The following is an 18,108-nucleotide window of genomic DNA, read 5'->3' on the forward strand; positions in this document are numbered from 1 at the left end:
CGCAAATCGCGATTTTCCCCTCGGCAAATCGGTAAGCAACTGCTCACTCTCTAGGATTGGCGCGGTCTTGCGGACCGTCCGGGTTAGAGAACCCCGCCATCCACGGCTTCCCAGGGGGCTACGGGCCTCCCCGGCCAGGCCTGCCCCGCAAGCGGCGCCCGGCGCCGCGCGGACAACGGACCACAAAAAAACGCCGCCAGACGGAATAAACCGCCGGCTGGTGCGTTTTCCTTGTGAGGCTCGCATTCACGGGCTCGCAACGCAAAAGGAGCATCACGATGAAAAGCATCATGACCCTGGCGGCAGCAGCCGCCACCCTGGCCCTGGCTGGCGCGGCGCCGGCCCACGCCGACGATCTGCCGGTGCGGGGATGGGCGTACGTCACGCTCGCCACGACCGACGACGGCATGCGTCATGTCGCGCGCTACGACGACGACGATGACGACGGTCCACGCTGGCGGCGCCATGAGCGCGGCGACGACCGCTGGGAGCGCGACGACGATGATGACGACGACGACCGTCGCGGCTGGGACGACGACGATGATGATGACGACGATGACTGAAAGTGGCGCCTGAACGGGCTGCCGGCCCTGGCCGGCGCCCGGCCGGCGTTCATGGCCGCTTCCGGTCGGCAAGGCGCGCAAGCGCCTTGGCCTCGTCCCCGGGGCTCAGCGGCTGGCCGGCGCCCGCCGCAGCCAGATAGGCATCGAGGGCGCCCAGTGAAGACGCCGGCGCATACCCGCCAGACCCGCCAGCGGCAGCAGCGAAACGCAAGTCCCATGTGCTGCCATCATGGCACGCCACCGATACCAGCGAACGCGAGTCCGCCTCGAGCTCGAACTCGCGGCACAATGCTCCCTGCCCGTCAAGGAACGAGGCAACCAGCGTGACCTCGCCTGCGGCGACCGATGCGCGCGCGCCGGATTCGACACGCGCCAGCGCCTCGGCCACCCCGCCATGCTCGAGGGCGGCCGTACCCAGCCATTCCCCCTGCCCGCCCTGCGGAGCCATCCACATCCCGGCGCCCAGCCCCACGGCCAGCGCCAGGCTGGCGGCCAGGGCCAACGGCCCGGCCATGGCACGCCGCGGCCGCGCGGGGCCGCTCGCGTCATCCGGCCTGGCCGGGCGCTGGAACGGCAGCACCTTGCTTCCCTGCGGGGCGCGGGCCTCGTCCAGCATCTGCTGCACACGATCGCGCAGCGCCTGCGGCAGCGGCTCGGCGCGACGCGCCTGTGCTGTCTGCCGCAGTGCAGCCCCCGTCTGGCGGAACAGGGCGATGCGGGCCGCCACGCGGGCGTCCGCGCGCGCAGACGCCTCCACCTGCGCCGCCGTCTCGTCATCGAGCATACCGTCGGCGTAGGCCATCAATGTCGCGTCGGTGAAATCCCTGTCTGCCATGCGTTCGTCTTCCATACCCGGTGTATACGTCCGCGCCTTCACTTTATTCCCATCTTTTCTGCCAATGCCAGCCGGCCACGCGCCAGACGGCTCATGACGGTGCCCGCGGGGATGCCGAGCACGCTGGCCGCCTCGGCATACGTGAGCTCCTCGATGCAAACGAGCGCCATCACTTCGCGATGCTCGGGCGCCAGCGCAGCCAGCGCCGTTTCGGTTTCCCGCAGCAGCATGGATGCCTCGATGGCGCGCGCGCCGTCGTGGACCACGGCTTCGGGCATTTCATGGACATCCAGTTCCGTCCCACGGGTTGCCGTGCGGCGGACATCGTCTATCCATGCATTGCGCAGAATGCGGAAGAGCCAGGGCTGGAGACGGCTGCCGGGCTCCAGGCCCTGCCGGCCGGCCAGCGCCCGCTCGGCTGCCGTCTGGACCAGATCGTCGGCCATGTCGGCCCTCAGGCAGAGTGACAGCGCATAACGGCGCAGCGCCGGCAGCGCGTCGATCAGCTCTGTCTCGAATCGGTCTTGCATGCCCCGCCAGCCCTCCGTCGGCAACGTATCCTTGTCGGCAGCCGCGGCGGCAGCCATGGCGCCACATCATACCGAAGCCCCGCGCTGCAGCCGGCAGCCCCCCGGTGGCGGAATAATGTGCACGCCGGCACGTAGACTGGAAATATGCAGACGAAACAGGATCAGCCCATGCCTTCCCCCTTCCACCGCAGACTGTCGCGTGCCCTCCGCGCGCTGCTCGCAGCCGGCCTCGTCGCCCTCGCCGCGCTGCCCTGCACCGCCGTACTCCTCGTCGCCACGGCGACGCCCGCGTGGGCCGACGACGATGACTATGGGGGGTACGACGATGATGACCACGACGATGATGATGACGACGACGATGATGACGACGACGACGATGACGATCGTCCGCGCCGGCGGGCGGCTCCCTTGCCTGCGCATGCCCCCGATGAGATCGTGGTGCACGCGCTGGGCAGGGCCGATCTGGCACGCCTGCAGGCGCAGGGATACGCCGTGATCGGGGAGACCCGGCTGCCGGGATCGGGCGGCACCGTGCATCGCCTGCGCATTCCGCCCGGCAGCACGCTCTCTGGCGCACGGGACACCGTGCGCGGCCTGCGTTCCGGCGAGAACGCCGACTACAACCACTACTACCGCGCAAACCAGGGCACCGAAGCCTGCCACGGCCCCGGCTGCCTGGCTCGCGGCATGATAGGCTGGCCCAGCATGCCGGAGCGCGCGGCCGCCTGCGGCCGCAGCGTGGCCATCGGCATGGTGGACACCGGCATCAATGCGGATCACCCCGCCTTCCAGGGCGCGCAGCTGGACCTGCGGCGCATCGCCTCGCAAGGCGCGGATCCTGCGCAGGCGGTGCATGGCACCGCAGTGGCCGCGCTCTTCGCCGGGCACCCCGCCTCCCGTGCGCCCGGACTGGTGCCGGGATCCCGACTGGTGGCGATCGATGCTTTCCACCGCCGGGGTTCCGACGAGCGCACCGACGCCTACAGCCTGCTGCAGGCGCTGGACATGCTGGTGACCGCAGACGTGGGCGTGATCAACCTGAGCCTGGCGGGGCCGCCCAACAGCGCCCTGGCGCGCGCCATCGATCGCCTGGTCCACGAACACGACATCGTCGTGGTGGCGGCGGTGGGCAATGACGGCCCGCGGGCGGCGCCGGCCTATCCCGCAGCATACGAGCCCGTACTCGCCGTCACCGGCGTGGATGCCGCCGGACGCGTGTATCGGCGCGCCATCCAGGGCCCGCATGTGGACCTGGCGGCGCCGGGCGTGCAGGTCTGGACTGCCGCCTCGATCAGCGGAGTGCGGACGAAGACCGGCACCTCGTTCGCCGCGCCCTTCGTTTCGGCCGCTGCCGCGATCCTGCGTGAAGCCCGGCCGGCCCTGGATGCGCCGGAAGTGGCCGAGACCCTGGCCCGCATGACGCGGGACCTTGGCGCCCCGGGCAAGGATCCGGTCTATGGTTCGGGGCTGCTGGCGCTGGACGGGCTGTGCGGCACGCGCGCCAGGTCGTCCGGCACGTCGACATCGGCCAGCACCCCGGCATCCTCCGTGTCGTAGCGATGGACGCCTGCGGCGCCGGCCAGCACTTCGCGCGCGCCGACGTCGCCCGCCAGCTGCGCCAGCGCCGGCCACAGCGCTGCGCCGAACGCCACCGGATGGCCGCGGCGGCCGCGGTGCCAGGGCGCGACGGCCGCGTGCGGCCCCGCCATGGCCAGCGTGGCGATGCGCGCGACGGTGTCGGGGCGCACCCAGGGCATGTCGGCCAGGGCCACCACGCAATGCTGCGCCGGGCGTTCGGCCAGCAGCAGCGCGGCCGCCGCGGCCAGGCTCGCGCCCATGCCCTCGCGTGCCCGTTCGGTGGCCACGATGCGGCACCCTTCGGCCGCCAGCAATGCGGCCAGCTCCGTGCTTTCCGGGCGCACCACGGCCCAGATGGTGTCCGGGCCGGGGCCCGCGGCGGCGCGCAAGGCCTGGGCCGAAGCCACGGCCACCGGCCGGCCGTCGGGCAGGCGCGCCAGCAGCTTGTCGCCCCCCTCCGCCTGCGCGTAGCGGCGGCCATAGCCGCCCGCCAGCAGGATGCCGACCATGCCCGTGTCCGCCAGGCCCGTGCCCATCGCTATTTGCGCCAGAAATACGGGGTGAACAGCACCAGCACCGTAAGCAGCTCCAGCCGCCCGATCAGCATGGCGAAGGTGCAGACCCATACCTGGAAATCGGTGAGCACGGCGAAATTGCCCGCCGGGCCCACCGGCCCCAGGCCCGGGCCGGTATTGTTCACGGTGGCCATGACGGCAGAGAATGCGGTGATCGGATCCATCCCGGAGAGCAGCAGCAGACTGGTCAGCACGCCCACCGACAGGCCGTAGACCACCATGAAAGCCAGCACCGACTGCAGCACGCGCGACTCGACCAGGCGTCCGCCGACACGCACCGGACTGACCGCATGGGGATGCAGCATGGTCACCATCTCGGCGCGCGCCTGCTTGACGAGCAGGATGACGCGGATCATCTTGATGCCGCCGCCGGTGGAGCCCGCCGAGGTGGCGAAAGCCGCCAGAAGCAACATGCTCAGGGGCGCGAACAGCGGCCAGACGGCGTAGTCGGTGTTGGCATAGCCGGTGGTGGTGGCCACCGAGATGGTGTTGAACATGCCATAGCGCAAGGCTTCCAGCGGTTCGCCGTATACGCCCTTGATGTAGAGGAAGGCGGAGATGACCAGACCCATGCCCAGCACGATGACCAGGTAGGGCACCGTCTGCGGGCAGGCCAGGTAGGCGTGCGGGTTGCGCTGGCGCAGCGCATTGAAGTGGGTGGCGAAGTTGATGCCTGAAAGCAGCATGAACACCATGGCCACCAGTTCCACGGCCACGGAATCGAAATGGCCGATGCCGGCATCCCACGTGGAAAACCCGCCGAGGCCCATGGTGGTGGCCATATGGCACCAGGCGTCGAACCAGCTCATTCCCGCCACCCGGTAGGCCAGGAAGCACACGATGGACAAGCTGAAATACACGGCATACAGCGCCTTGGCGGTGCTGGCGATGCGCGGCGTGAGCCGCTCGTCTTTCATGGGGCCGGGCGTTTCCGCGCGCACCACCTGGTGGCCGCCGACGCCCAGCAGCGGCAGGATGGCCACGGCCAGCACCAGGATGCCCATGCCGCCGATCCAGACCAGCGTGGCGCGCCACAGGTTGATCGACCGCGGCAGGTGTTCCAGCCCGGTGAGCACCGTGGCGCCGGTGGTGGTGAGCCCCGACATGGCCTCGAAATACGCGTCGGTGAACGACAGCGGCATGCCCGCGCCATCGTAGTAGAGCAGCAGCGGAATGGCCGCGAGCAGCGGCAGGCCGGCCCATACCGCGGACACGAGCAGGAAGCCGTCGCGCGCGTGGAGCTCGCTGCGCGCATGCCGGGTGAGCAGCCACACGCCGCCCCCGATGCCCAGCGCCAGCAGGAACCCTTCGACGAAGGCGGTCAGGCCGTCGTCCCTGCCCAGGAAGGCCACGGCCAACGGGATCAGCATGGTCAGCGCGAACACCACCATGGTGAGGCCCAGCACGTAGCAGATCGGCAGCAGCCGCCTCATGGACGACTCCGTGGCGTAAACCGGTAGGGGACGGCGTGCATCGGCTGGATGGGAGCGTGTCAGAAGAACGAGGCCGAGACCTGGAACAGCTTCTCGACCCGCGGCATCTGCTGGCGCGACGCCACGAACACGATGACATGGTCGTCGGACTCGATCACCGTTTCCTCGTCGGGCAGCAGGATCTCGTCGCCGCGCACCAGCGCACCGATGCTGGCGCCCTTGGGCAGGCGGATCCGGCCCACGGGCCGGCCCACCACCTTGGAGGTCGAGCTGTCGCCATGGGCCACGGCCTCGAGCGCCTCGGCCACGCCCTGCCGCAGCCGGTGCGCCACCACCACGTCGCCGCGCCGCACGTGGCGCAGCAGTTCGCTCATGGTGGCCTGCGAGGGCGAGACCGCGATGTCGATGAGGCTGCCCTGCATGAGGTCGCCATAGGCCTGCCGGTTGATCAGCGCGATGACCTTGCGCGCGGCGAGCCGCTTGGCCAGCAGCGACGACATGATGTTCTCCTCGTCGTCGTTGGTGAGCGCCAGGAAGGTGTCCATGTCGCCGATGTTCTCGCGCTCGAGCAGGGACTCGTCGGTGCCGTTGCCATGCAGCACCAGCACGTTGCTGGGCAGCACCGTGGCCAGGTATTCGCAGCGCTTTTCGTCGCGCTCGATGATGCGCACGCTGTAGTTGTCCTGGGCCAGCTCGCGCGCCAGGCGCAGGCCGATGTTGCCGCCCCCGGCGATCATCACGCGGCGCACGGATTTCTCGGCCTCGCGCAGCTGGCGCACCGCCCGCCGAGCGTGGCGCGTGTCGACCACGAGTATCACTTCGTCGCCCGGCGCGATCACGGTGCCGCTTCCGGCATGCAGCGGACGGCCGTCGCGCAGCACGTCGATGACGCGGGCGGTGACGTCGGGCCAGACCTCCTTGAGCTCGTCGAGCGGATGGTGCGCCATCAGGCTGCCGTGGCCCACCCTCACGGTGACGACGCTGACCCGCCCGTCGGCGAATTCCACCACCTGCAGGGCCTCGGGGAACTCGATGAGGCTGTGCAGGTACTTGGTGACGCTGCGCTCGGGGCTGATCAGTGCGTCGATGCAGAAGCCGTCGTCGCCCATGAGCTCGGGGTGGTCTGCGAACTCGGGTTGGCGGATGCGCGCGATGCGCCGCGGGATGTTGAACAGCTGGCGGGAGATCCTGCAGGCCACCATGTTGACCGAATCGGAGGCGGCGCAGGCGATGAAGAGGTCGGTGTCGGCGGCCCCGGCCTCCTCCAGCACCGACACCTGCGTGCCGTCGCCGTGCAGCACCCGCAGGTCGTAGCGTTCCTGGAGGTAGCGCAGGTGGGCCGGATCGGTGTCCACCACCGTGATGTCGTTCTGCTCCGACACCAGGTTCTCGGCCACGCTGGTGCCCACGCGGCCCGCCCCCAGGATGAGGATTTTCATGTGCTGCGCTTGCGGGCCGACTCGATGCCGAGCTGCTTGAGCTTGCGGTAGAGGTGCGTGCGCTCCAGGCCGGTGCGCTCCGACACGCGCGTCATGCTGTGGTTCTCGCGGACCAGGTGGTATTCGAAGTAGATGCGCTCGAAGGCGTCGCGGGCCTCGCGCAGCGGCTGGTCGAGGGAGATGCTGCCCAGCTGGCCATTGGCGGCGGCGGGAACCTCGGCCGGGGCGAGCGCGGCCGGCACGGCGGGTTCGGCGTCGGTGGTGAGCGGCGGCAGGGCCGGGCGCAGCGGCATCGGGGCGGCGGCCGGCGCCGGCTGGGGCGCATTGCCGCGCGCCAGCGCACCGGAGATCGTCTTGAGCAGGCGCTGCAGGGTGATGGGTTTTTCGAGGAAGTCGAGCGCGCCAATGCGCGTGGCCTCGACGGCGGTGTCGATGGTGGCGTGGCCGCTCATCATGATGACGGGCATGTCGAGCAGGCCCTGCGATGCCCATTCCTTCAGCAGGCTGACCCCGTCGGTGTCCGGCATCCAGATATCGAGCAGGACCAGGTCGGGGCGCATGCGCAACCGCGCATCGCGCGCCTGCGCCGCGTTTTCGGCCAGTTCGACCGTGTGTCCTTCGTCGTATAGGATCTCGGACAACAGTTCGCGAATGCCAACTTCGTCGTCGACCACCAGAATTCTGGCCATAAACCTCTCACCTATTGCGTAGCCGCATTATCCTTTGCTTGCGAGGCCGCGTCCATAGTACCGGTAGTATCGGACCCCTGCGCCAGACGGGTCAACAGAATGGACACGCGGGCCCCGCCCTCCTTGCGATTGGCCAGGTCGATGCGGCCGCCGTGCTCGTCGATGATCTTGCGCACGATTGCCAATCCTAACCCGGTCCCGTGTGATTTGGTGGTGACGTAAGGCTCAAAGGCCCGCTGCGCCACCTGCGGCGCGAAGCCCGGCCCGGTATCGGCCACGGTGAAGCGCACGGCACGCTGCGTGCTGCCGTCGGGCTGGCCGCTTTCCGCCAGGTGCGTCGAAACCCTGACGCAGCCTTCGCTGCCCTGGTCGGCCACCGCGTCGCGCGCGTTGGCGAGCAGGTTGTGGATCACCTGGCGCAGCTGGGTGGGGTCGCCCTCCACGGCCGGCAGGCCCGGCTCCAGGCGCACGTCCAGGCTGATCCCGCGCGGCCCCTCCCCGCCTTCCCATCCGTACAGCGCCAGCACGTCGGCCACTAGCGCGTTGAAATCCACGCGCTGCATCACGGCCGGGGGCGTGCGGGCGTACTCGCGGAACTCGTCGACCATCTGCTTGAGCGAGCCGACCTGGTTCACGATGGTATTGGTGGCGCGCACCAGCATCTGCGCCTCGGCCGGCGGCAGGCGGTCGGCCAGCTTCATGGCCAGCCGCTCCGCCGAGAGCTGGATGGGCGTGAGCGGGTTCTTGATCTCGTGGGCCAGGCGCCGCGCCACCTCGCCCCAGGCCATGGTGCGGTTGGCGGAGATCACTTCGGTGATGTCGTCGAACACCACGAGGTAGCCGTTGCCGCGCCCGTCCGCGCGCAGGTGCGTGCCGCGCGCCAGCAGCGCCACGGGCTCGCCCTGGCCCGGCCTCACTTCGAACTGCTGCTGCCAGTGCGAGCGCTCGGACCCCACCGCCGCATGGGCGGAGAAGGCCTGGCGGATCACCTGCGCGAACTCGAGCATGCCGTCCACCGTTTCGAGCGGCCGGCCGATCACCGAGCGCAGATCGGCCTGCAGGATGTTCTGCGCCCCCTGGTTGACCGTGGTGACGCGGAATCCTTCGTCGAACACCAGCACCCCGGACGACAGGTTGGCCAGCACGGTCTCCAGGTAGACGTTGGAGCGCTCGAGCTGGCGCCGGTTGCTCTCGACCATCTGCCGGGCTTCGTCGAGCTGGCGCGTCATGGCGTTGAAGGAGCGGGTGAGCTGGCCGACTTCGTCGCGCTCGGGAGGCTCGGGCAGGGGCCGGTAGTCGCCCACGCCCACCGCCTGCGTGCCCGCCGCCAGCCGCAGCAGCGGGCGCACCAGCCGCTTGGACAGGGACAGCGCCACGGCGATGGCCGTGAACACCGACAGCAGCAGCGCCAGCGTGAGCGTGATGCCGTAGAGCTTGCGCAGCCCTAGCCGCGACAAGGCCAGTTCCTGGTAGTCGCGGAAGCCCTGCTGGACCCGGTTGGCATTATGGGCGATCTGCTCCGGCACGGGCTGCACCAGCTGCAGCCAGCGCGGCTCCGACGAGCCCAGTATGCCGTCCAGCCGCGCCGGCGTGGCCAGCGGGATCACCACCCTCAGGTGCAGGCCCGCCTCGTCGGCGGACGTGGCCGGATCGTCGGCTTCGGCAGCCGAATAGCCGCGCGCCAGCCGCAGCTGGTTCAGCACCGTGGCGGGCGGCATGACGGGCAGCAGCTGGCCGTACTGGTTGGTGGAGAAGGCCACCAGCCGGCCGCTGCCGGTGAATACCATGGCTTCCTGCACGCCGTTGTTCTCGCGCAGGCGGGTCAGGGCCAGGGCGATGTCGTTGTCGCTCATGTTGTTGAGCTCGGTGGCCATGGTGCGCGCGCGCGCGTCCATGTCGGCCAGCAGCGAGTCGAGCGCGGCCCGGCCCAGGTTCAGGCCCGCTTCCAGCGCGCTGTCGACGCGCACGTTGAACCACGACTCGATCGAGCGCGACATGAACTGCACCGACAGCGTGTAGATCAGGGCCCCCGGCACCACGCCGATCAGGGCGAAGGCCAGGGCAAAGCGCGCCGTGAGCCGCGCCCCGAACTGCCGCCTGCGGATCTGCCGCGCCAGCCGCACCGTGAGCGCCACCACCCAGACGAACAGGGTCAGCGCGAATATGCCGTTGAGGACCAGCAGCGTGTCGTAGTAGCGGGCGAAGCGCGAGGCATTGCCCGTGGACCAGGCCAGCAGCCCCAGCAGCGCCAGCCCGCTGATGGCGCCGACCACCAGAGCCAGCCGCAGGAAACGTCTCATGAGGGATTGGCCGGCGGCGCCAGCTCGAAGGAGAATTCGGTCCAGGGCGTGGCGGGCGACCACGAGCTGCTGTTGAGCGCGTTCACCTGGAAGGGACGCGCCAGCAGCGAGGTGTCGAGCCGTACGCGCAACTGGCCGGTGTACTTCACGCCCAGGTCGAATTCTTCGGCGTCGGCCACGGCCCAGTTGCGTATGGTGCGCACCATGGCCATGGCTTCGTCCAGCGAAGCCACCGGCAGCGACAACTGGTCTGCGCCGGCGCGCCACTGCCGGGTGAGCGCGTTGTAGACGATGCGCCAGGTCATGCTGGTGTCTGCCACGGTGCTGTCGAACCACCACCACCGGTGGCGGGTGATGATGACGTCGGCCGTGAAGTACAGCGGCAGGCCCCGCTGGGCCGCATCGCGCAGCTGGTCGTTGAGCTCGAAGCTGACTTCGGCGTTGATCTCGAGCTTGCCGTCGCGCAGCAGCGGATCGACGCGCACCACCCGCGGATCGGCCGCCCACGCGTCTTCCGCCGGCGCCAGCGGAACCAGGGCCGACGCCAGCAGCAGCATGGCAAAAAAGCGAAAAATCATGAACATACGGCGGCAAGCGGCGGCATCATGCCGCTATTCTTGGCGATTCAGGACTGCTTGGCAAACAAGGCATAGAAAAAACCGTCGTGCCGGGCAGGCAGTGTTGTGTCCATGGCAATGGGCAGCAGTTGCCCGGGCGCTTCCAGGCGCCGGGCATCGCCATGCCGGGCCGCAAATGCAGCGGCCTGGTCCTCGCCCTCGGCGGGGAAGATCGAGCAGGTCACGTAGAGCAGCCGCCCGCCGGGCGCCACGGTGCGCCATAGCGCGTCCACGATCTGCGCCTGCAGCCGCGCCGTGCGCGATACGTCGTCGGCGCGCCGCAGCCAGCGGATGTCGGGATGGCGCCGCACGATGCCGGAGGCGGTGCACGGCACGTCGGCGAGCACCGCATCATAGGGGCGGCCGTCCCACCAGGCGTCCAGGTCGGCGGCATCGGCCTGGGTCAGCCGCACCCGCGGCGAGCGCAACCCCAGGCGATCCAGGTTCTCGCCCACGCGCGCCAGCCTGGCGCCGTCGGCATCCAGCGCCAGCAGCTCCACGTCGGCCTGTTCGAGCAGATGCGCGGTCTTGCCGCCGGGCGCGGCACATGCATCCAGCACCCGCATGCCGTCGCGCACGGCCAGCAGCGGAGCCGCCAGCTGGGCTCCCGCGTCCTGCACCGACCACCAGCCGGCATCGAAGCCTGGCAGCTGCGTCACCGGCCGCGGGGCGGCCAGCAGCACCCCGGCCTCGCCCACCGGCCCTGCCGCCACGCCTGCCTCGCCGAACTCGTGCAGCAGGCGTTCGCGCGTGATGCGCCGCCGGTTGGCCCGCAGCATCAGCGGCGCGGGCACATTGGCCACCTCCAGCAGCGCTTCCCAATGGTCCGGGTAGTCGGCCTGCAGGCGTTCGATCCACCAGCGCGGATGGTTCCAGCGGGCGACGGGATCCTCCGCCAGCACGGCGGCCAGCGCCGCGCTTTCGCGCAGTACCCGCCGCAGGCAGGCATTGAGCAGGCCCTTGTACGGCGCCAGCTTGCGCTGGCCCGCTGCCGCCTCCACGGCCTGGTCCACCACCGTGTGCGGCGCATAGCGCGGCATGCCGGGAAGCTCGCCGGCATCGGGCTTGAGCAGGGTCAGGGCAACGCGCAGCAGCGCGTCGAAACGCAGGCCGGGCGACTTCTGCACCAGCGTGCGCGCCAGCGCATCGGCCCAGCCCAGCTGCCGCATCGCGTGGAAGGCCAGGGCCTGCGCCCCCGGCCGCAGGGGCGCGGGCGCCTGCGCCAGCGCCTCGGTGAGCGAGCCGCCCTGCTGCACGGCCTGGACGGCGTCGGCGGCAGCCAGCAGGCTCTGCGACAGCGGCGGGGCCCAGGCCCGGGAATCTGGAGACGAAGGCATGGCGAAATATCGATACGGGGACCGATATGGTAGCCGTACTCCGGCCGCGGCATGGCGCGGCCAGGGATTCAGGCCGGCATGGCCTGGCTGCTGCCCGCTGGCAGCAGCTCGGCGTAGTCGTCGAAAGCCGCCGCGATCGGATACTGGTGCACCAGTTCGCTGCCATAGCCCGAGCGGAACAGCAGGAACGGCACCCCGGCACGGCTGGCGCTCAGCGCGTCGACGTGGGTGTCGCCGATGTAGGCCGACTGATCCGCCGTCACGCCCAGCGCCGCGAAGGCCTGGCGCAGCGGCTCCGCGTCGGGCTTGGGCCGGCTCACGGTGTCGCTGCCCGACACATGCGAGAAATACGGCAGCAGCCCCGTCTGCTGCAGCGCCTGCAGGGCCGGCGCATGGCGCTTGTTGGTGCACACCGCCAGCCCCACGCCGCGCCGGCGGCAGTCATCCAGGAAGCCCAGCAGGCCCGGATAGGGCCGTGAATTGCCATGCGCGAGCCGATCATAGTGGCCGGTATAGGAGGCAATGAGGGCATCGCGCAGGCTGTCGGGCACATTGCGGTCGCGCATCACCGCCACCAGGGCCGAAGGGAAGGCGCCGTGCAGGTCCGGCATGCGGTAATCGGGCGGCAGCGCCGCGAAGCCGCACTCCGCCAGGGCCAGGCTCACGGCCTGGCGGATGTCTTCCACCGTGTCGAGCAGCGTGCCGTCCAGGTCGAAGACGATGGCTTTGCGGTCGGCGAGCAGGGCAGAAGGCGTCATGGCGGTTCGGGATACGGCCCGCCGGAGCGGGCACAGGTGGCATAGGCTTATTGAACCATGCTCCGGCGTCAGGGGCATGACGGCGGGCGGCGGTCGGCCCACGCCTTGCCCTGTCGCGGCTGCGGGCACTCATTGCCTGGGCAGTACGAACTCCACCCGGCGGTTGCGCGCGCGCCCCTCGGGATTTTCCTTGCCCTCGATTTCGTTGGGAGCGACGGGCTGGCTTTCCCCGCGACCTTCTGGCGCCAGACGCCCCGGTTCCACGCCCAGCGTGCGCAGGAAGTCCGTTACCGAACGGGCGCGGGCCTCCGACAGGGACTGGTTGTAGGCGTCAGTGCCCTTCGCGTCGGTATGGCCGACGACCTTCACCGTGCCCTGCGGCGCACTTTTGATGATGGTCGCCAGGTCTTTCAGCGTGGTCTTCGCCTTGGGCGAGAGCGCATCGCTGTCGAAAGCAAACAGGATGTCGCTGGCGACGGACAGCACGATGCCCTCGTCGGACTCGCGCATGGAAATGTCCTGGTTCTGCTCGATCAGTTTGCGCGCATCGTCGGACAGGCCGGCGGTGGTGGCGGTGACATCCAGCGACAGGCCCTTGATGTCGCGCACCTCGGGCACGAGGTCCAGGATGTAGAGGGCGGGGTCGTAATCGGCCTGCCCGGACTGCGCAAGCGCCAGGCCGGGCACACCGAGCATCATCGCCAGCGCCAGGCGCGGTCCCAGACAGGCAAGCCGGCTGCCCACGACGCCGTCACTCCCCGGAGGCGGTGAAGGGCCCCAGCGGCTCCACATTGGGCAGGAACAGCATCAGGCTTTCACCCGCGGGCGGCGCCGGGAAAATGCCATACCAGGTGCCACGCACCTTGCCTTCCTGCGAGAGGCTGAAATCGGGCGGCGTCAGCGCGTTGCCCGCCGAGTCCTTCAGCAGCAGATACTTCTTCTCATCAGCAAGAAGGAGAACTCTGTTTCGTAGCTGGATTTGGAGATGCTGCCGTAGAGCGTCCTGCCCCCGCCCTTTGCACCCGGCACTTCAACGAAACGCGCCTTGACGGTGAGGCGATTGCCGGTCCTGACTGCCGCGCTCACTTCCGCCGTGACATTCCCGCCGTCCACCATACCGCTCGCCAGCGAAGCTTGTGCCGTCTGCGCCGCCACGGGCGCGGAGATCGCCGAAAAGAGCAGCGCGGCCGCAGCAAACGACATCGAGGCCAGAGCGATGCGAGGTGTCATGGTCTTGTCTTCCTTCGAACTGGGCGGATCGCCGGAAATGATCCCACGGCATCATGAACGGGAAGTGCAGCCTGCAGGAGGCTTCGTGGCGGGCGCGCGGGTTCCGGCACGAGGGCTCATGCCGCCAGGGCCCGCATTGATACAATGCGGTTTCCCCTCGCGCGCAGGCTCCACTTCGGTTTTTGCGCGCCGCGCCGGCCCCGGCGCCCCGCACTCAGAACGGACACCCCCCATGACCCGCATTTCCGCTCCGGAAGAGCAAACCGCGTCGCGCGCGAACGCGCCCAAAGTCGGCTTCGTCAGCCTCGGCTGCCCGAAGGCCCTGGTCGACTCCGAACGCATCCTGACCCAGCTTCGCACCGAAGGCTACGAGGTCACGCCCACCTACGACGACGCCGATGTGGTGGTGGTCAACACCTGTGGCTTCATCGACAGCGCCAAGGCCGAATCGCTCGAGGCCATCGGCGAGGCGATTGCCGAGAACGGCAAGGTCATCGTCACCGGCTGCATGGGCGTGGAGGAAGCGGCGATCCGGCAGGTGCATCCCAGCGTGCTGGCCGTCACCGGCCCGCAGCAGTACGAACAGGTGGTGCGCGCGGTGCACGAGGCGGCTCCGCCGCGGCAGGACCACAACCCCTACCTGGACCTGGTGCCGCCGCAGGGCATCAAGCTCACGCCGCGCCACTACGCGTACCTCAAGATTTCCGAGGGCTGCAACCATCGCTGCAGCTTCTGCATCATCCCGTCGATGCGCGGCGACCTGGTCAGCCGCCCGGTGGGCGAGGTGCTGAACGAGGCCGAGCGCCTGGTGAAGGCGGGCGTGAAGGAGCTGCTGGTGATCTCGCAGGACACCAGCGCCTACGGCGTGGACCTGAAATACCGCAGCGGCTTCTGGAACGGCCGCCCGGTGAAGACGCGCATGACGGAGCTCTGTGCCGCCCTTTCCGAACTGGGCGTCTGGACGCGCCTGCACTACGTCTATCCGTATCCGCACGTCGACGAGGTGATCCCGCTGATGGCGCAGGGCAAGATCCTGCCTTACCTCGACATCCCGTTCCAGCACGCCAGTCCGCGCATCCTCAAGGCCATGAAGCGGCCGGCCTTCGAAGACAAGACGCTGGCGCGCATCAAGCAATGGCGCGAGACCTGTCCGGACCTCACCATCCGCTCCACCTTCATCGTGGGGTTCCCGGGCGAGACCGAGGACGATTTCCAGTACCTGCTCGACTGGATGAGCGAGGCGCAGCTCGACCGCGTGGGCTGCTTCCAGTATTCGCCGGTGGAAGGCGCCCCGGCCAACGCGCTGGCCAACCCGGTGCCCGAAGCGGTGAAGCAGGAACGCTGGGAACGCTTCATGGCGCACCAGCAGGCCATCTCCGCGCAGCGGCTGCAGGCCCGCGTGGGCCGGGAAATCGAGGTGCTGATCGACGGCACGGACGAGGACGGCGACATCGTCGGCCGCTCCAGCGCCGATGCGCCGGAGATCGACGGCTGCGTCTATGTGGACAGCACGCGCGCGCTGAAGGCAGGAGACCTGGTGCGGGTGCGCGTCACCGAAGCCAGCGAATACGACTTGCGGGGCACGGCGCTGTAGCGTGCGCGCCAGGCCGGCGCGCGCCGGCTCAGTTGCGGACCAGGAAGTCCGCCAGGTCGTCGGCGTGCTCTTCCTCCGTGGCGAGGATGTCCTCGAGCAGGCGCCGGGTGGTGGGATCCTTGTCGCCGATGTAGTCGATCATCTGGCGATAGCTGTCGATGGCGATGCGCTCGGCGACGAGGTCCTCGTGGATCATGTCGCGCAGCGTGACGCCCTCGACGTATTCGGAGTGGCTGCGCAGCACCAGCCCGTCGGGCGACAGGTTGGGTTCGCCCCCGAGCTGCACGATGCGCTCGGCCAGCCGGTCGGCGTGTTCCTGCTCCTCGGAAGCATGCTCGGCGAATTCGGCCGCCACGGGTTCGGCATTCAGGCCCTTCGCCATGAAGGCGTGCCGCTTGTAGCGCAGCACGCAGACCACCTCGGTGGCCAGCGCCTCGTTGAGCAGCTTGAGCACGGTGGCACGGTCGGCGCGATAGCCGCCTGTGACGGCGCCATCTTCGACGTCCTGGCGGGCGCGGGCGCGGATGGCCTTGACGTCGATGGCAAACTGGCCTGCCTGCTGGGAATGGGTAGAAGGCTCCATGTCGCTAGCTCCTGGTCTGGTTGACGGCGGCGGGGCTGGGTCGGATCGCGAGCCAGCCGTTGGAACCAGTGTATCGACTGCAATCCATTAAGCTGTTTCGAATGTTTGCTGCATGGCAACAAAGCGCGGCAGGTTCCGGGAAAACCCCGCCCGACAATTGCGTAAACTAACCGCTGCCGTTCCCGCGACGCATTTCGCAACAATCCGTCGCCTCCTTCCGAAGACGATTCAATGGCCTTGCAAAGCATCTGCGTATACTGCGGCTCGAACAGCGGCCGCCAACCCATCTACCTCGAACAAGCCCGCGCCCTCGCCCGCGAGCTCGCGCGCCGGAACATCACCCTGGTCTATGGCGGTGCGCGCGTCGGCCTGATGGGGGCGGTGGCCGACACCGTCATGGCCGAGGGCGGCCGCGTCATCGGCATCATCCCCCAGTCGCTCATCGACAGGGAGCTGGCCCATCCCGGCCTCACCGAACTGCACGTGGTGGCCTCCATGCACGAGCGCAAGACCATGATGGCCGAGCGGTCGGACGGCTTCGTGGCGCTGCCCGGCGGCGTGGGCACCTTCGAGGAACTGTTCGAAACCTGGACCTGGGCCCAGCTCGGCATGCATCGCAAGCCCTGCGGCGTGCTCAACATCGCCGGCTACTACGACAAGCTGGCGGGCTTTCTGGACCACACCGTGGAGGAAGCCTTCATGCGTCCCGAACACCGCGCCATGCTCGCGGTGGAGTCCGATCCCGCCGCCCTGCTCGACCGCTTCGAGCGCTACGCCCCGCCCACGGTTTCCAAATGGATCAGCCAGGGCGAGCACTGACCATGGCCGCCGGCCCGTCCCCGCGCGACACGGCGGCGGTGCTGCGCGACTATTTCCATGCCAAGGACGAGAACCGTCCGTGGTTCATGACGCGCGCCTTCGCGCCCGACGCGGTGCTGAGGATGACGCTGCGCACCGAGGCCATCGCCTTCCCGCCGGAGGCCCGCGGCGTGGCCGCCATCGCCGAGGCGCTGGTGCGCCGCTTCGGCCAGACCTACGAGAACGTCTACACCTTCTATCTCTCGCGGCCCGCCAGCGGCGCGGTGCTGGCGTCCTACACCTGCGACTGGCTGGTCGGCATGACCGAAAAGGCCACCGGCCGGGCCCGCGTGGGCTGCGGCACCTACGATTGGCGCTTCCGCGCCGAGCCCCACCAGGCCGAATACCTGGAGATCGTCATCGAGGACATGGTCACGCTCGAGCCGGGCCAGACCGATGCGGTGCTGGCCTGGATCACGGCGCTGCCCTATCCCTGGACCGATGCGCAGCGCGTGGTGGCCGGGGCGCCGGCCATCGAGGCCCTGGCGCCCGTGCTGGCCTGGATCCGCCGCGACGCGCCGCCGCCCGCGTGGAGCACGGCTTGAGCTACCGCGTCGTGGCCTTCGACTTCGACGGCACCCTGGCCGACACGCTGCCCTGGTTCGAGAGCATCCTGGACGACGTGGCCGAGCGCTACCGCTTCCGCAAGCCGGGCCCCGAGGAGCGCGCCCGGCTGCGCCACCGCAGCGCCCAGGATGTGCTCGCCGCCCTGCAGGTTCCATTGTGGAAGCTGCCGGCCATCATGAACCACGTGCGCACGCGCATGCGCGACATCAGCCCCGACGTGCGCCTGTTCGACGGCATCGCCCAGGCCGTGGCGCAACTCAGGCAGGCGGGCCTGGTGCTGGCCGTGGTGAGCTCGAACTCCATCGAGAACGTACGGCGCGTGCTCGGGCCGGATGTCGGCGCGCTGTTCGACGACTACGAGTGCGGCACCGACATGTTCGGCAAGGCGGCCAAGCTGCAGCGCCTGGTGGCGCGCCACGGGATCGAGCCGCAGGCGCTCATGCTGGTCGGCGACGAACTGCGCGACATCGAGGCGGCGCGCAAGGCCGGCGTGCACGTCGGCAGCGTGGCCTGGGGCTACAACGACGTGCAGGCGCTGCGGACCGGCGGCCCCGACGCCGTATTCATGACCGTCCAGGACCTCGCCGCCCTGCCGGACTGCTGACACCCACCACGGAGCCAT

At 69.4% G+C, this 18,108-nt stretch carries 19 protein-coding genes; 6 read left to right on the forward strand and 13 right to left on the reverse strand.

Going from position 1 to position 18,108, the window contains the following annotated elements; genetic code table 11:
• Positions 1 to 278: 278 nt before the first annotated feature.
• Positions 279 to 563 carry a hypothetical protein gene (locus ACYBYQ_RS19275; protein ID WP_459616031.1) on the forward strand — a complete coding sequence of 95 codons (285 nt, stop codon included), beginning with the start codon at positions 279 to 281 and terminating at the stop codon, positions 561 to 563.
• 49 nt (positions 564 to 612) lie between these two features.
• On the opposite strand, the gene ACYBYQ_RS19280 is transcribed toward ACYBYQ_RS19275, so the two are convergent.
• Positions 613 to 1,398: a hypothetical protein gene (locus ACYBYQ_RS19280; protein WP_459616032.1), complete on the reverse strand. Its 786-nt coding sequence runs from the start codon at positions 1,396 to 1,398 to the stop codon at positions 613 to 615.
• A gap of 38 nt (positions 1,399 to 1,436) precedes the next feature.
• Positions 1,437 to 1,928 carry an RNA polymerase sigma factor gene (locus ACYBYQ_RS19285; protein ID WP_459616033.1) on the reverse strand — a complete coding sequence of 164 codons (492 nt, stop codon included), beginning with the start codon at positions 1,926 to 1,928 and terminating at the stop codon, positions 1,437 to 1,439.
• A 168-nt stretch (positions 1,929 to 2,096) separates the two neighbouring features.
• Between ACYBYQ_RS19285 and ACYBYQ_RS19290 the strand changes: the two genes are divergently transcribed.
• Positions 2,097 to 3,485 carry a S8 family serine peptidase gene (locus tag ACYBYQ_RS19290; protein ID WP_459616034.1) on the forward strand — a complete coding sequence of 463 codons (1,389 nt, stop codon included), beginning with the start codon at positions 2,097 to 2,099 and terminating at the stop codon, positions 3,483 to 3,485.
• On the opposite strand, the gene ACYBYQ_RS19295 is transcribed toward ACYBYQ_RS19290, so the two are convergent.
• The 10 genes from ACYBYQ_RS19295 to ACYBYQ_RS19340 all read right to left on the reverse strand — a co-directional run bounded on the left by ACYBYQ_RS19295 (position 3,383) and on the right by ACYBYQ_RS19340 (position 13,884).
• Positions 3,383 to 4,015: a nucleotidyltransferase family protein gene (locus ACYBYQ_RS19295; RefSeq protein WP_459616035.1), complete on the reverse strand. Its 633-nt coding sequence runs from the start codon at positions 4,013 to 4,015 to the stop codon at positions 3,383 to 3,385. The two genes, ACYBYQ_RS19290 and ACYBYQ_RS19295, sit on opposite strands and share 103 nt — an antisense overlap.
• 29 nt (positions 4,016 to 4,044) lie before the next feature.
• Entirely contained in the window at positions 4,045 to 5,514 is a 1,470-nt protein-coding gene (locus tag ACYBYQ_RS19300) for a TrkH family potassium uptake protein (protein WP_459616036.1), read from the reverse strand.
• Positions 5,515 to 5,573: 59 nt separating this feature from the next.
• On the reverse strand, positions 5,574 to 6,953 hold the full coding sequence (trkA, locus tag ACYBYQ_RS19305) for a Trk system potassium transporter TrkA (RefSeq protein ID WP_459616037.1): 1,380 nt from the start codon (positions 6,951 to 6,953) through the stop codon (positions 5,574 to 5,576).
• Positions 6,950 to 7,642: a response regulator gene (locus ACYBYQ_RS19310; protein WP_459616038.1), complete on the reverse strand. Its 693-nt coding sequence runs from the start codon at positions 7,640 to 7,642 to the stop codon at positions 6,950 to 6,952. The genes trkA and ACYBYQ_RS19310 overlap by 4 nt, the downstream gene beginning before the upstream one ends.
• An 11-nt stretch (positions 7,643 to 7,653) precedes the next feature.
• The gene (locus ACYBYQ_RS19315) at positions 7,654 to 9,942 is read right to left on the reverse strand and encodes a sensor histidine kinase (protein WP_459616039.1); all 2,289 of its coding nucleotides are present in this window, start codon (positions 9,940 to 9,942) and stop codon (positions 7,654 to 7,656) included.
• On the reverse strand, positions 9,939 to 10,526 hold the full coding sequence (locus ACYBYQ_RS19320; RefSeq protein WP_459616040.1) for a DUF4390 domain-containing protein: 588 nt from the start codon (positions 10,524 to 10,526) through the stop codon (positions 9,939 to 9,941). The genes ACYBYQ_RS19315 and ACYBYQ_RS19320 overlap by 4 nt, the downstream gene beginning before the upstream one ends.
• A 41-nt stretch (positions 10,527 to 10,567) precedes the next feature.
• Positions 10,568 to 11,896, reverse strand: a complete 1,329-nt coding sequence (rsmB, locus tag ACYBYQ_RS19325) for a 16S rRNA (cytosine(967)-C(5))-methyltransferase RsmB (protein WP_459616041.1) — start codon at positions 11,894 to 11,896, stop codon at positions 10,568 to 10,570.
• 68 nt (positions 11,897 to 11,964) lie between these two features.
• Positions 11,965 to 12,654, reverse strand: coding sequence for an HAD family hydrolase (locus ACYBYQ_RS19330; protein WP_459616042.1), 690 nt, complete (start codon positions 12,652 to 12,654; stop codon positions 11,965 to 11,967).
• 129 nt (positions 12,655 to 12,783) lie between these two features.
• A complete protein-coding gene (locus ACYBYQ_RS19335; protein WP_459616043.1) occupies positions 12,784 to 13,398 on the reverse strand; it encodes an OmpA family protein in 615 nt (204 codons plus the stop codon).
• Positions 13,399 to 13,575: 177 nt separating this feature from the next.
• Positions 13,576 to 13,884, reverse strand: coding sequence for a hypothetical protein (locus tag ACYBYQ_RS19340; RefSeq protein ID WP_459616044.1), 309 nt, complete (start codon positions 13,882 to 13,884; stop codon positions 13,576 to 13,578).
• 232 nt (positions 13,885 to 14,116) lie between these two features.
• Here ACYBYQ_RS19340 and rimO point away from each other — a divergent pair, with 232 nt between their 5' ends.
• A complete protein-coding gene (rimO, locus tag ACYBYQ_RS19345; RefSeq protein WP_459616045.1) occupies positions 14,117 to 15,478 on the forward strand; it encodes a 30S ribosomal protein S12 methylthiotransferase RimO in 1,362 nt (453 codons plus the stop codon).
• Positions 15,479 to 15,506: 28 nt separating this feature from the next.
• Here the strand turns inward: rimO and ACYBYQ_RS19350 are convergent, their stop codons facing one another.
• Positions 15,507 to 16,061, reverse strand: a complete 555-nt coding sequence (locus ACYBYQ_RS19350) for a ferritin-like domain-containing protein (RefSeq protein ID WP_459616046.1) — start codon at positions 16,059 to 16,061, stop codon at positions 15,507 to 15,509.
• 231 nt (positions 16,062 to 16,292) lie between these two features.
• Here ACYBYQ_RS19350 and ACYBYQ_RS19355 point away from each other — a divergent pair, with 231 nt between their 5' ends.
• The 3 genes from ACYBYQ_RS19355 to ACYBYQ_RS19365 are packed head-to-tail and all read left to right on the forward strand — an operon-like array spanning position 16,293 to position 18,090.
• Positions 16,293 to 16,880, forward strand: a complete 588-nt coding sequence (locus tag ACYBYQ_RS19355) for an LOG family protein (protein WP_459616047.1) — start codon at positions 16,293 to 16,295, stop codon at positions 16,878 to 16,880.
• Positions 16,881 to 16,882: 2 nt separating this feature from the next.
• Entirely contained in the window at positions 16,883 to 17,464 is a 582-nt protein-coding gene (locus ACYBYQ_RS19360; protein ID WP_459616048.1) for a hypothetical protein, read from the forward strand.
• Entirely contained in the window at positions 17,461 to 18,090 is a 630-nt protein-coding gene (locus tag ACYBYQ_RS19365; protein WP_459616049.1) for an HAD hydrolase-like protein, read from the forward strand. The genes ACYBYQ_RS19360 and ACYBYQ_RS19365 overlap by 4 nt, the downstream gene beginning before the upstream one ends.
• Positions 18,091 to 18,108 lie beyond the last annotated feature (18 nt).

The organism is Bordetella sp. 2513F2, assembly GCF_054642735.1.